The sequence below is a fragment of the Hydrocoleum sp. CS-953 genome, assembly GCF_002260545.1.
Taxonomy (GTDB): domain Bacteria; phylum Cyanobacteriota; class Cyanobacteriia; order Cyanobacteriales; family Microcoleaceae; genus Trichodesmium.
In genome coordinates this window covers 1-12838 of record NZ_LGSU01001427.1, presented here as the reverse complement: position 1 = coordinate 12838, position 12838 = coordinate 1, and the positions used below count along the sequence as shown (strand labels likewise).

At 38.1% G+C, this 12838-nt stretch carries 13 protein-coding genes and 4 pseudogenes; 10 read left to right on the top strand and 7 right to left on the bottom strand.

The window, feature by feature from the left end; translation table 11 throughout:
- A pseudogene (locus tag AFK68_RS37550) lies at window positions 1–486 on the top strand (hypothetical protein); the annotation flags it as partial.
- Window positions 487–496: 10 nt separating this feature from the next.
- Complete coding sequence (locus AFK68_RS29405; protein WP_094677382.1) at window positions 497–1156, top strand: RNA-guided endonuclease TnpB family protein; 660 nt, start codon at window positions 497–499, stop codon at window positions 1154–1156.
- Here the strand turns inward: AFK68_RS29405 and AFK68_RS29400 are convergent.
- The gene (locus AFK68_RS29400; RefSeq protein WP_094677380.1) at window positions 1153–3999 is read right to left on the bottom strand and encodes a tetratricopeptide repeat protein; all 2847 of its coding nucleotides are present in this window, start codon (window positions 3997–3999) and stop codon (window positions 1153–1155) included. The genes AFK68_RS29405 and AFK68_RS29400 overlap by 4 nt on opposite strands.
- 1013 nt (window positions 4000–5012) lie before the next feature.
- Entirely contained in the window at window positions 5013–5423 is a 411-nt protein-coding gene (locus AFK68_RS29395) for a hypothetical protein (RefSeq protein WP_168186705.1), read from the bottom strand.
- 118 nt (window positions 5424–5541) lie between these two features.
- Between AFK68_RS29395 and AFK68_RS46930 the strand changes: the two are divergent.
- The 6 genes and pseudogenes from AFK68_RS46930 to AFK68_RS37545 form a co-directional block, all read left to right on the top strand.
- Window positions 5542–5880: pseudogene (locus tag AFK68_RS46930) on the top strand (peptidase S8); the annotation flags it as partial.
- 1 nt (window position 5881) lies between these two features.
- Window positions 5882–6646: pseudogene (locus AFK68_RS29390) on the top strand (S8 family peptidase); the annotation flags it as partial.
- A gap of 1 nt (window position 6647) precedes the next feature.
- A pseudogene (locus tag AFK68_RS29385) lies at window positions 6648–7763 on the top strand (DUF5942 domain-containing protein); the annotation flags it as partial.
- A gap of 1 nt (window position 7764) precedes the next feature.
- Window positions 7765–7972 (top strand): DUF5942 domain-containing protein (locus AFK68_RS42820; RefSeq protein WP_246844537.1); only part of this gene is annotated, 208 nt, incomplete at its 5' end.
- Window positions 7969–8190, top strand: a complete 222-nt coding sequence (locus AFK68_RS29380; RefSeq protein ID WP_094677378.1) for a hypothetical protein — start codon at window positions 7969–7971, stop codon at window positions 8188–8190. The genes AFK68_RS42820 and AFK68_RS29380, both read left to right, overlap by 4 nt.
- A gap of 449 nt (window positions 8191–8639) precedes the next feature.
- Entirely contained in the window at window positions 8640–8780 is a 141-nt protein-coding gene (locus AFK68_RS37545; protein ID WP_168186704.1) for a hypothetical protein, read from the top strand.
- A 52-nt stretch (window positions 8781–8832) separates the two neighbouring features.
- Here AFK68_RS37545 and AFK68_RS29370 read toward each other — a convergent pair whose 3' ends face one another.
- Window positions 8833–9330: a pyridoxamine 5'-phosphate oxidase family protein gene (locus AFK68_RS29370; protein WP_094677376.1), complete on the bottom strand. Its 498-nt coding sequence runs from the start codon at window positions 9328–9330 to the stop codon at window positions 8833–8835.
- Between the two features lie 57 nt (window positions 9331–9387).
- Entirely contained in the window at window positions 9388–10116 is a 729-nt protein-coding gene (locus tag AFK68_RS29365) for a serine O-acetyltransferase (protein WP_094677374.1), read from the bottom strand.
- A gap of 33 nt (window positions 10117–10149) precedes the next feature.
- Here AFK68_RS29365 and AFK68_RS35735 point away from each other — a divergent pair, with 33 nt between their 5' ends.
- Window positions 10150–10329, top strand: coding sequence for a hypothetical protein (locus AFK68_RS35735; RefSeq protein ID WP_143438419.1), 180 nt, complete (start codon window positions 10150–10152; stop codon window positions 10327–10329).
- 35 nt (window positions 10330–10364) lie between these two features.
- On the opposite strand, the gene AFK68_RS40150 is transcribed toward AFK68_RS35735, so the two are convergent.
- On the bottom strand, window positions 10365–11105 hold the full coding sequence (locus AFK68_RS40150) for a PEP-CTERM sorting domain-containing protein (protein ID WP_210407678.1): 741 nt from the start codon (window positions 11103–11105) through the stop codon (window positions 10365–10367).
- Window positions 11106–11303: 198 nt separating this feature from the next.
- Here AFK68_RS40150 and AFK68_RS37540 point away from each other — a divergent pair, with 198 nt between their 5' ends.
- Window positions 11304–11444 (top strand): hypothetical protein, encoded by a 141-nt coding sequence (locus AFK68_RS37540; protein WP_168186703.1) that lies wholly within the window; start codon window positions 11304–11306, stop codon window positions 11442–11444.
- Here AFK68_RS37540 and AFK68_RS29355 read toward each other — a convergent pair.
- Window positions 11424–11939 carry a PEP-CTERM sorting domain-containing protein gene (locus AFK68_RS29355; protein WP_094672821.1) on the bottom strand — a complete coding sequence of 172 codons (516 nt, stop codon included), beginning with the start codon at window positions 11937–11939 and terminating at the stop codon, window positions 11424–11426. The two genes, AFK68_RS37540 and AFK68_RS29355, sit on opposite strands and share 21 nt — an antisense overlap.
- Window positions 11940–12008: 69 nt before the next feature.
- Window positions 12009–12353, bottom strand: coding sequence for a hypothetical protein (locus tag AFK68_RS29350; RefSeq protein ID WP_143437780.1), 345 nt, complete (start codon window positions 12351–12353; stop codon window positions 12009–12011).
- Window positions 12354–12838: the final 485 nt, after the last annotated feature.

Below are 12838 nucleotides of genomic sequence, written 5' to 3'. Positions count from 1 at the left end.
AAAGGGGATAAGCATCCGAACATAGTTAATGGTTATGTATGTTGGGAAACTGTTCAACTGGCAGACTTAGCACAAACTAAAAAACTATTTCCTGAGTATAAGTCTATGCACTCCCAGGTTTTGCAGGATGTTATTCAGCGCGTAGAAACTACTATGGATAACTTTACCCAACCTGACAAAAACGGCAAAACTAGTGGTAGACGGAAATTCAAGGGAAGGCATTATTATAACTCGTTCAGTTATCCTCAGTTATCAAATGCCAATATAGTCAAAAATGCTAATGGTCGTTTTTGTGTCAATTTACCAAAAATTGGTTTAGTCCCCTTTGTGTACAATCGCTCAATACCAGAAGGTTTCCAGGTTAAGACGGGTACAGTAATTCGTGAAGTTGATGGATGGTATATCAGTTTCACGATAGAAGATAAGACTGTACCTGTAGAGGTTGCAGAAATTCAACCCACCGAAGAAAACTCATGCATGTATTGACTTAGGATTGTTGCACTATGCTGTTACATCTGATGGTGAGTTTCTAGAAGTTCCTAAATTTTTCAGGCTTTCTGAGCATCGTTTGTCTAAACTTCAGATGAGATTAGCTAAGAAACAAAAACATTCCTTACCTTGGAAAATTCTCAAAGGTAAAATATCTAAGCTACATCAACTAATAGCTAGACAACGGTTAGACTGGCAATTCAAACTGGCTTATCATCTGTTTAGTGATGTAAGTGTTATTTTCATTGAAGACTTGCAGATAGCTAATTTAGTTCGACGTTGCAAAGCCAAATTAGGTCATAATGGTCAATTCTTACCCAATGGTCAATCAGCTAAGTCAGGATTAAATAAGTCTTTGCAAGATGCAGCATTTGGCCAGTTTATTCAAGTATTAGAGTATGTAGGCTGGAAACTTGGCAAGAGAATCATCAAAGTAGACCCAAAAGGTACATCTCAACATTGTTGGGAGTGTCTAAACAGAGTGTCTAAGAGCTTGTCAGAGCGCTGGCATTCTTGCCCTAGATGTGGACAGGAACTAGACAGAGACTATAACTCAGCACTTCTGATACAGAAAATTGGATTGCTATCAACACAGGGGGAGGACATCACCTCTGTTAAAACTGCGGTCAGAGCTTTTCTGGCTGAAGAATCCCGCGCTCTCCCCTAGGGGAGCCTCGGGAGTATGTCAATACAACCATCACCACCACCACTAACTAAAACATCACCTTCAGGAGAAATTGCCACTGCCAAGACTCCTAAATTATGACCAGTCAAAGTACCCAACTCTTCACTCGTACTCAACTGCCAAATTTTAATTAAATTATCTGCACCGCCACTCACCAAAGTACCATCGGAGGTGACTGCCAAACACCAAATACTTTGAGAATGCCCAGTCAAAGTACCTACTTCCAGACCTGTACTCAACTGCCAGACCTTAATAGTATTGTCATCGCTCCCACTCACCAACATTTCACCATCAGCACAAAACGCAACCGTACTCACATAACCAGAATGCCCCCAGAGAGTTTTAACTTCTTGCCCTGTCGCTAAATGCCAAAGCTTAATAGTATTGTCACCACTGCCACTCGCCAACATTTGACCGTCAGGACTAAATGCCACAGACCAAACCCTCTCAGAATGACCCCTGAGAGTATGAAGTTCGTTACCTGTACTCAACTGCCACAACTTAACTTCGTTATCATCCCCTGCACTCGCTAATATCTGACCATTGGGACTGAATGCTACAGACTCAATATCTTCCGAATTTCCGCTCAGAGTACGAATATTTTTACCTGTACTCAACTGCCAAAGTTTAATAGTTCGGTCGTAACTGCCACTAGCTAATATCTCGCCATCGGGATGAAACGCGACTGACTCCACATCGTCAGAATGACCTACCAAAGTAGCAATTTCTTCTCCCGTACTCAAGCGCCATAACTTAATAGTGTCATCATAACTACCACTAGCTAATATTTGCCCATCGGGACTGATAGCAAGACAACTTACTCCTTCTGAATGTGCTTGAAATTCATTAACTACAACAAAATTTTCTAATTTATGTTGCCGTTGTTTTGCTATTTTTTGAACAGGTGGATATTTTGGTTTTATTTCCTCTTGTTGTTTGTCTTTTCTTGCTGCTAAAACTCCCTGAATAATGCCTAAGTTTTGTCGTACTTCTTCACAGTCTGGCTGCAATTTTAATGCTTGTTCATAGTCAGCGATTGCCTGTTCATATTGCCCTAATTGATTAAAAGTATTACCGCGTTTATTATAGGCATCTACCCAATTTTCATTTATCTGCAAAGCCTCGGTAAAATCATTAATTGCTTCCTGATATTTTCCGATTTGTGCGTAAATAAAACCACGATTATAATAAGCCTCTCCCCAATTTTGATTGAGTTTTATAGCTTGGTCAAAATCGCTTATTGCTGCTGAATAATTTTCCTTTTTAAAATTATTTAATCCCCGTTGATAGCAAATTTCTCTTATATTTATTTGCCTTGTTTCGCCAATAGCTTTTAAACATTGATTTAATTTATTTACATATTCCAAATCTTCCGTTTTTACCACAGATTCCATTTCTACTAATAGCAAAATTAATTCTTCTGGAGATGAGGATAAACCCCGTAATTTTAACCAAGACTTTAGAGAATTTTCTATTTGTGTAATTGCCCAAACTTTATTCTGTAAATTTGCTAGACTTTGAGCTAAATCTAAAACTAATTCTGGTATCCAACCAGAACGTTTAGTCTCTAAAACTTGATAAATTTTTTGATAATAGAAAATCACCGCTTCCATCATCTCATCAACTTCTGAAGATTCTGGCAAATTTTTGATTAAATTCGGCAATAATTCCGGCAAAATAGGAGGGAGATTATATTCAACTAAAAAATATTCATCTGCTACTAAGCCAGCAAATACACAATGATAAAGACTTAAAAATTTCCCTAATTCTTCAAAGTCTTTTTGATTGACAATATAAGTCATATCCAACTCACTAATGTCAATTCCAGCCTTTCTAAATTTTTGCTCTCGCTGTAATTTTTTGAGGTTAATTAAATTATTCCCAGCATACAGTTCATCAATTCTTTTTGCTTTTTCTCCAGTAGCAATTAACTTAGACCTAATTGCTAACCATCGACGCGCTCGGAGTTTAGCAGATTCATATAAAATATCTCGATAAGGTAACTTGGAAATAACTGGGTCGTAACGATATTTTGACCAACCCAAACTCCAATAAGCAATTCTAAAATTGAGATAATTACCATTAACTTCTGATTCTAAAACTAAAGTTGGCTGAGATTTTAAGACACCAAATAAAGCTTTAATACTAGCTTCACTATGAAAAGATTTACTTACCCAAGCTCCTGCTAAAAAATCAATTTCTCTGTCTTGAGCTGCATAATTTCTGAAAAATTGTCGTAAGCTTTCTGCTAAAGTTAATTCAAGATTGGGAAAAAAATTAGGAGAATTATTAGTTGCTTCAAGTCTATCAAATACAAGTTTTGGCGGAGCAAAGAAAACTCGCAGAGGCAGAATTTTTTCCTCTGGATGAGAGTTAATAATATCGGCAGCAACTAACCAGATAGGAGAATTTTCTAATCTTTTTTGTTCTTCTATAATTTGCAGAGAAGTTTCTCGTTGATAGGCGACTAATTCTCGTTGGAGTTCATAGTTTTGTTTGAGTAGTTCTATTTGAATTGCTTTTTCTTGTTCTAACAGCCATCTTGGAAAATCTATATTTGTTTCGAGTCTAGTAGTTTCGGTAATTTGAATAAATTCCTGTAATTCTTGGGAATTATCTGGAGTCAGTTTTTCTAAATCAAAGTTATCTTGATTTTGAATATATTCTAGTTTTAATTGTTCTAGTTGAATATTTTGTTTTCGTTTGACTAAAGCTGGATTTTTTGTAGTTACTATGGTTGTAGATTTACCATCTTTTTTAAGAGTAACAAATTTGCCTGCTTCTGTCACTGCTTTACTAACTGTTTTGAGAAATTTTAATACCATTTTTTTAGGAGGTAGAGAATTTATATCAAATCCGGTTGAATACTTATTATATAGTTGGAGGAATGGGGGAGTAGGGGAGAGGAGGAGTAGGGGAGATTGAATATTTAAGTCTAGTTGTAAACATATACTATATACCCTGATTCTATATTAAAAGTCAAAAGTGCCCCCTTTAGTAAGGGCGTTTTGCTATCGCACAACTCCGTTAACGCGGAGCGACATATAAAGCGGAGCTTTGCGTTAGCAAATGCCATTCGCCCCTACAGATGGCATATAACACCATTTCTCAAAAACTTTTCTACATTTGATTGAGTAGGGAAGTGTAGGGACGTTTTTGCTGGCGCAAAGCTTTCCTATCGGAATGCTCCGCAAACGCTAACGACTAAGAGCAGACATGTTTGCGCAGCAGTCCGTCAGGATAACGCTGCGCGACATGGAAAGCGGAGCATTCCGGAACGGAAAACGCATTTTTGCCTTTGCAACGTCCCTACAGGAGAAGAAAAAATCAAGAATAATTAACATTAAATCACCTAAAATCAGCAAAAAATTTATGACACTAAAGTAATTACTTAATAACTGAAGTTTTCATCAAGTATAGCATTACTTTTGGTAATTGGTATAATTGTTTTTGTTGCATAAGTCCTGATTTTATAATCTAAAATTGATACTATAATAATTCCCGGAAATTCATTAAACTTATAGCAAGGTAAGCTAAAAATCATTTAGCTTTTATATTTCCTCTTGCCTTTCAGAAAAATTGGATATATCCTTGAAATGGTGAACAGTTTTTTATGAAACGTTCCGAAATTTTTTGATGAAATATCTATTTTTTTTAGGGAACAGATAAATTTACTAAAGTTGAATTAAACTACTATAGCAGTCGAAGCAAAGGTTAGGACATTTCTAAATCCTGTTTGCGGAGCATTTCCGCAGGAAAAACTCTTTAATATTTTGCTGTTCCCTGTTCCCTGTTCCCTGTTCCCTATTCCCTATTCCCTATTCCCTATTCCCTAGCGCTACGCGCTATACAATTTTTGCTGTAAATATTTGCACCAATTAACAGCTAAATCAATATCTGTAAAAGGAATTTGGATATTTTTAGAATTAGAAAAAATAAACTCCAGAACTACTTTACCTTGACTTGGTGGATTTTCCGGATCTACTAAATTATTATTAACTAATAATTGTAGCGATCGCACATCTGACAAAGAAAAAGTTTCCAAATTAACAGGTCCCTTGCGTGTAGGTCTCCCCCAAGTTATACTTTCACCATTCTGACCCAATACTGCATAAATATCATATTTGGCTTTCTCAAAAGATTCTGCCCAAGCACGATAAGCTTCCAACTTTTGATACTCATTCCAACCAGCCCAAGCTAACCAAATAAATACACCCAATAGGGGCAACCACAATAAACCTCTTTCCATATTAACCTTTAGATTTTCTACTATATAGACTATTAGTGTAATGAAAAAACCGTCCAATACTGCAAACTCTAAGCTATCGTAGTAAAAAAGTCCTCAGTTATAGTGAATATCTCAAACAATGAAAAAATTTCTGTTTGTCTGCTTATTCTTAATTGGGCTTGGTTGGGCCTTATCTAATTTCTCTGGTTTGGCCAATAAAGGAACCTACGACTCAATTGTGTTAGACTTCCGTGAAGACATCGGAGTTACTAAAATTGTTGATGAAATTAGGACAATCTCTGATGAATACCAAGTCACACCTCGTCTAAATAGTGAATTTTCTATATCAGATAATGTATATATTGTCAAGGGCGATCGCCAACTCCTCAAAAACTTAAGAAGTTCTCTAGGCAAATATACTGAATATATAGAACCAAACTATGTCTATAGCGCAGATGCCATCATCTTTGACAGTGGTNCTAAAATTGTTGATGAAATTAGGACAATCTCTGATGAATACCAAGTCACACCTCGTCTAAATAGTGAATTTTCTATATCAGATAATGTATATATTGTCAAGGGCGATCGCCAACTCCTCAAAAACTTAAGAAGTTCTCTAGGCAAATATACTGAATATATAGAACCAAACTATGTCTATAGCGCAGATGCCATCATCTTTGACAGTGGTGACGGCGTTCCTAACGACCCAATGTATGGGAAACAATGGAACCTCCGGAGTATCAATGTCGAATCTGCCTGGAATGAAACCAAAGGTGATGGGATAACTGTAGCAGTTATTGATACAGGGGTTTCCAAAGTTCCCGACCTAGAAAAAACCAAATTTGTAGCAGGGTACGATTTTGTTAACGATCGCACATCAGCTACCGATGACAATGGTCACGGTACTCATGTTGCAGGTACTATTGCCCAAGCTACCAACAATAATTATGGTGTAGCAGGTATTGCCTACGAAGCTAGCATCATGCCTCTAAAAGTATTAGCTGCTAGTGGTGGTGGAACAGTTTCTGATATTGCTGAGTCCATAAAATTTGCTGCTGATAATGGTGCAGACATTATTAACATGAGTCTTGGTGGTGGCGGTGAAAGCCAAATAATGAAAGAAGCAATTAACTATGCTCATAATAAAGGGGTAGTTGTTATTGCTGCAGCAGGTAATGCTAACCAAAATTCAGCCAGCTATCCTGCTCGTTATCCCCATGTTGTCGGTGTTTCCGCTACTGATCNGTCCATAAAATTTGCTGCTGATAATGGTGCAGACATTATTAACATGAGTCTTGGTGGTGGCGGTGAAAGCCAAATAATGAAAGAAGCAATTAACTATGCTCATAATAAAGGGGTAGTTGTTATTGCTGCAGCAGGTAATGCTAACCAAAATTCAGCCAGCTATCCTGCTCGTTATCCCCATGTTGTCGGTGTTTCCGCTACTGATCCCGCTGGAGAAAAAGCTCCATATTCCAACTTTGGTGCAGGAGTTGATATTTCTGCTCCTGGTGGTTCCACCAAAGGTCAAAATGAAGCTGGCGGTATTCTGCAAGAAACTATTAACCCAGAAAATGGCAAGAGTGTATTTGCTTCCTTCCAAGGAACAAGTATGGCATCTCCCCACGTTGCGGGAGTGGCAGCATTAATCAAAGCTAGTGGTATTGAAGACCCAGAAGAAATCACCAACATTCTCAAAAAATCTGCCAGAACTGTTAAAGAAGACCCACTAAATCATTTTGGTGCAGGTCAGTTGGATGCAGCAGCAGCAGTCAAGTTAGCAATTAAAGGTCAAATCACCTTCCGGGACTTCTTCCGGTGGTTGCATGATAACGGTTATCTCAATCCTGGTTTTTGGCTAGATGGTGGTGCAGTGGCGTTGTTACCAAAGCTAGCAATGGTATTAGGGTCTTATCTATTAGCTTGGTTGCTACGGAATTATTTCCCTTTCAGTTGGAGTTTCCCCCTACATACCGGATTAGTTGCTGGTAGCAGTGGGTTATTTTTCCTGCGTGGTTTCTATGTATTTGATTTACCTCAATGGCCAATGCGTGTGATGGGTAGTTCTGTACCTGAACTGGGTGGAGCAATTCAAGGTAGTGGTATTTTGAATCCCATTTTTGCTAGTGTTTTGATTCCAGCATTATTAATAGTGTTCTTATTAGGTAATCAGCAATGGAAGTGGGTAGCGATCGGTACTGCTATTGGTGTCGCTAGCTGTTTAATTGTGAGTGCAGTTGTCGATCCCGCAGTTTGGGGATTAGGTGCTGGTATACCTGCTCAGATTTTCTTAGTTGTGAATGCCCTGCTATGCTTAGGTTTAGCACGTTTGGCAATTAGAACAGAGGAAAGGTTAGCATGNGTTCTTATTAGGTAATCAGCAATGGAAGTGGGTAGCGATCGGTACTGCTATTGGTGTCGCTAGCTGTTTAATTGTGAGTGCAGTTGTCGATCCCGCAGTTTGGGGATTAGGTGCTGGTATACCTGCTCAGATTTTCTTAGTTGTGAATGCCCTGCTATGCTTAGGTTTAGCACGTTTGGCAATTAGAACAGAGGAAAGGTTAGCATGAGTATTACAGTGAGTGGTACTGTGGAAAAACAAGGATTTGGTACTGGTACTTGGGCGTTAGTGACTGATGGTGCAACTTATGAATTAAAGGATGCTCCTACCGAGCTATGTAAGTCTGACCAGAAGGTGAACGTTACAGGTGTGGTGCGAGATGATGTTATGACGATCGCAATGATTGGTCCAGTCTTGGAAGTTCAATCTTTCGAGGTATTGGAATAGGAAGTAGGGGCGAATGGCCATTTCCTAACGGAATGCTCCGCAAACGCCCCTACTATGGTCTACTGGCATGAAAACTGCTGTAAAAAGTCTCAAGAATGGCACAATTCTATGAATACACTAAAATATCAAACAACTATTAAAAACGGTCAACTTGATTTACCTCCCCTCGACTTACCAGAAGGAACAGTTGTCGAAGCAATTTTATTAACTTTCCTGGCGGGAAGTCCCGCGCTCTCCCGCACCTTTAGCGTCGTATGGGAAAGCCAGGGCCAAGATTCGGATACCTTCATAAGNTAAGCTAAACGTTCCTATAGCCTTGACTAACTAGGTACATTTTGTTATAATCAAGCTCAATATACAGGGGGAGGACATCACCTCTGTCAAAACAGCGGTCAGGTTTTCCCAGACTGAAGAATCCCGCATTGTCCCGTAAGGGTAACGTCGGGAGTATGTCAATTAAAGAATCTGCTGAAACTGATGAAACAGACTATCTTCTTTCAACAGAAGCAAACCGTCAGCATCTTACAGAAGCTGTAGAATTACTCAAAAATTCTGACAATTATATTTATGTAGATCCCGCGAAATTATGAGGAAAGTTGTATTTATAACTCGGAATTTTAAAGCCCGCAATATGGGCTTTTTTTATTGCTTAATTTCTTTTGTAATCTCTACTCTTTTATCCAGAAAATAATCCTCATAAGGTTCTGTCACATTAACCCAAATAGTTGTTGGCATAAACCGGAATAAACGTCGTTTTCCTGAGTCAAGAAAATATTTTTTGTCTCTTTTTGGTTTGCCATTTTTCGTGTAGATACTATCAATTGCTTTATTGAATATTTCGTTTTCTGCTTCAATAACTTCAGCTATACCTTGGAAATAAACACCAAATCCCTCTCCACTCAATACTGTTGAATCATAAACAACTGCAAAAACCTGCCCATTATTAATAATATTTTGAGAGTGCTGATTTTCTGTCCATGATGACCAATAAAATGTGTAATCTTTATCAAAGCCATAATAGACAGGTGAGTTCCAAGGGCGTCCTTCTTGATCTACTGTTGCTAAGGTGAGATAGGTAATTTGATTGAGTATCTGTTTTGCTTTTTCGGTAAGTTGGTTGATAGGGGATGATATCTGCATATTGAAATTATCAAAGGCATTTTCTAAGAAGTATCAATATTATTATAGATTCACTTGCTAAAAATTTCTTCTCTTAACAACTTGATTAGTTGTAATCACAATCACTTTGGAATTACTAGGAATGTCTTCGGTGATAACTGCCCAGGGAGAAATTTTCACATCATCACCAATTTTTACAGGGCCAAAAATTCTGGCAAAACTACCTACCTCGACTCTACTGCCCAAAGTTGGATGCCTCTTACTATCATAGTTTCCAGCTATACTTTTTGCTCCTAAAACTACTCCTTGCAGGATGTAGCAGTCATCTCCAATCTCAGTCGTTTCACCAATTACAGTTCCGTAACCGTGGTCTACTATCAATCTACTACCAATTTTAGCTGCAGGGTGTATCTCAACACCTGTTTTTACTTTTGCCGTTTCAGATATTTTCCGTGCAATTATTTGTAGATTAATTACTGACTCATTTGTTTGTAACATTTGTGAAAAACAATACAATGCGTTAGCAACTCTGTAGGATAAAACTGCTTGAAAGGAGAGATAGCTTTCCAGAATGTACTCTGGAGATTTTTTGGCAGAGGGATCTTGATTGGCAAAACATAATAAATCTTCATAAATCTTGTTACTAACCTCACAGATAACCCCATTGTTTTCTAGTTCAGTAACTAGGGAGATTTGTTTTTCTAAATTCTTAAAAAGGATATTTTTAATAGTTTGGTTGATCCGAGACTTAATATCTTTAAATTTAATAGATGCTGCTAATTTTTTATTTTTGGTAATAAAACTCATTTTTCCGCACAATGTAAATTAGTGGTAGGAGATTTGGTGAGGTTATGGTTGTTCTTGATATTCACAACCAATAAAATTCTAGAACAGAAAAATCGGAGCATTGTCGAAAATCGACAGCAAAAGATAAATATTGTCGAAAATCGACAAAAAATGTGGGGGCGAATGGCCATTCGCCCCTACGATGTTTTGATCTCAATAGAGCGATCGCTCTAATACCCGATTTAGAAATGGTAATGTATTATTTTTTATTATTGCTTATGTCGCAATAGTAGGGAACGAATACCGAAACCACCTAATAGAAATAGACCAAAAATTGAACTAGGTTCGGGAACACTACGAGATTCCGGGGAATCAAATTGAATATCATCGTATGTAATCCCGTCACCATCAAAAGCTGGTTCTATTGTACGAATTGTCGCAATAGGTACTGTACTCATAATACCGTAAAAAATGCGATTGTCGTAAATATTGTTACCAGTAATCAGACCAGGACTATGAAAACCAATAATCTCGTTAGCAATAACCTGACCGAAATTATCAAGAAACTGGACTTCTGTTGTATCATTGCCTCCAGAGCCTGTGTTTCCTATCCATAGTCCTGCTGAGAAAGAAGGGTTGGCAAGGAGAAAATCAAAATTGTCCGAATTTGTATTGTTGTAGTTTCCTAGAATGAATGAGGAAGAGATAACGTTAGGCTTTGAATTTACATTGCCTGGAAAGCCCATGTCGATATCTTTGCCACTGAGTACATTTATAGGAAGACCTTCACGCTGAACAATTATCAGACCTTGACTCCCGAATTCGTCTCCCGATAAAACACCATTACCTGTTGGTAAATCATCAAAGTCAATAACAGTCAACTTTCCAGTAGAATTGACAAAATCATTGTGATCGAAAAACTCTAAAGTTGCTGCTTTTGTTTGTTGGGCAAAAACTAAACTAACTACAAGATTTACTGTAGTTACACAGGAAAACAGTTTTGCTTTCATATTTGAAATTGTTCCTCCATTTTATATTTAATTCAAGAAAGTATTAAATTGGTATTTTGGGTGAGATGTAGGGAGAAAGGTTAGTTTGCCCTAGATTAAATGTAGAAACACCTCTGTAAAAATGCGGTTACTGTTTTTATTCATAACCAAGTCAATCTAACACAAGCCAATTAAAGCATTGTCGAAAATCGACAAAAAATGTGGGGGCGAACGTTCGGTGTTGTAGGGGCGAATGGCCATTCGCCCCTACGATGTTTGTATCTCAATAGAGCGATCGCTCTAATAACGGATTTAGAAATGGCAATGTATTGTTTTGTATTATTGCGTATGTCGCAATAGTAGGGAACGAACACCGAAACCACCTAATAGAAATAGACCAAAAATTGAACCTGGTTCGGGAACTGACTCTGGTGGTGGTTCTGGGTTTATGATATCTGAGAGTCGGCTACCTGGCTCGAAACTGGTATCAATATGTGCAATTTTATTCGGACTATATGAAAATTTGTTTTCATATATATTGATGGTGCGGTTGCCACCGTTTTCGTTTAAAACATGAGTCCCGATGGGTACGTTTGTTGTAGATAAACCCTGTAGATGATTGTAGAAAAAGTCAGAACCAACGGAGTTAGGAGCAAGTATGGAGTCGCCTACGAAAGAGCCGTTTGAGGTGATATGATGAATGCCAGTGAAAAAATTATCGAAGCCAAAATTAGCAAGAACTTGGTTGGCAGTGTAGGCAAAATCATTATGATCTGTGCCAATAAAAATACCACCTCCAACATCCTGTAGTGCTAGTGCTTGATTAACAGTCATTGCTCCAGCAGAAGCCGTCATGGTAATATTGTTTTTGTTGCGGAAGGCAAAGGAACTGTCAAGGATAAACTCTGGTTGCTTGTTTGCTGATCATGTATTGAGAGCATCGAAGTCTGCTGCATTAAGAAGGGAAGTTTTGTAGATTCCTGTATCAAACCAAATTTGGTCGTAATAGTCGATAGGTTTAGCATTGAGAAAAGATGCTAAATCTCCTGAAACATGGGTTTGCACAAAATCAACATCGAATACATTGCCATCTTCGTAGTTATCAACAAAGTCAGCGATGGTACTACGAAAATTGCCTAAGCTACCAGTACCCCAACCACGGATAGAGTTTAGGTAAAGAATATTGCTAGTTGCTGTAGCAGGTAGGGCAACAGCTAGTTGTAGAATGGCAAAGGAAACTAAAGGTTTGAACATTTTTTTGATCATCATAGGATTTGTAATGGTTAAGTTTTGGGTTAGATGTAGGAGCAAAACGCTGTTTGCACAATTAGTTAGACGTAGGTTGGGTTTTCGGCTAAGAGCCGACATGAAACGCTGCGCGACATGTTTGCGCTAGCATTCCGAAGGAAAAAGCGACAGCGCAACCCAACAACAAAGTTGTATCTGTTGTTTTTGGGTTTTTCCGTTGGAAATGCTCCGCAAACGTACCTCAACCCAACCTACGGTTAGATTAAATGTAGAAACACCCTCTGGTTACTGCTTTTATTCATAACTAAGGAAAGTCTAGCACAAGCCAATCAAAGCATTGTCGAAAATCAACAGCAAAAGATCAATCTTGTCGATCTTCGACAAAAAATATGTGGAGCGATACAATGCCTCGATAATTAGCTATAATTAAATTTTATGTTTGTAGTGCCCTGTCAAGCTTGAAAATGTGCATTAAAAAACCTCACCCCCCAACCCCCTTCCTATCC

Coding starts and splice junctions, on each gene's coding strand:
- AFK68_RS29400 (WP_094677380.1), bottom strand. CDS start 3,999: ATGGTATTAAAATTTCTCAAAACAGTTAGTAAAGCAGTGACAGAAGCA.
- AFK68_RS29395 (WP_168186705.1), bottom strand. CDS start 5,423: ATGGAAAGAGGTTTATTGTGGTTGCCCCTATTGGGTGTATTTATTTGG.
- AFK68_RS29380 (WP_094677378.1), top strand. CDS start 7,969: ATGAGTATTACAGTGAGTGGTACTGTGGAAAAACAAGGATTTGGTACT.
- AFK68_RS37545 (WP_168186704.1), top strand. CDS start 8,640: ATGTCAATTAAAGAATCTGCTGAAACTGATGAAACAGACTATCTTCTT.
- AFK68_RS29370 (WP_094677376.1), bottom strand. CDS start 9,330: ATGCAGATATCATCCCCTATCAACCAACTTACCGAAAAAGCAAAACAG.
- AFK68_RS29365 (WP_094677374.1), bottom strand. CDS start 10,116: ATGAGTTTTATTACCAAAAATAAAAAATTAGCAGCATCTATTAAATTT.
- AFK68_RS40150 (WP_210407678.1), bottom strand. CDS start 11,105: ATGAAAGCAAAACTGTTTTCCTGTGTAACTACAGTAAATCTTGTAGTT.
- AFK68_RS37540 (WP_168186703.1), top strand. CDS start 11,304: ATGTGGGGGCGAACGTTCGGTGTTGTAGGGGCGAATGGCCATTCGCCC.
- AFK68_RS29355 (WP_094672821.1), bottom strand. CDS start 11,939: ATGACGGCTTCTGCTGGAGCAATGACTGTTAATCAAGCACTAGCACTA.
- AFK68_RS29350 (WP_143437780.1), bottom strand. CDS start 12,353: ATGATGATCAAAAAAATGTTCAAACCTTTAGTTTCCTTTGCCATTCTA.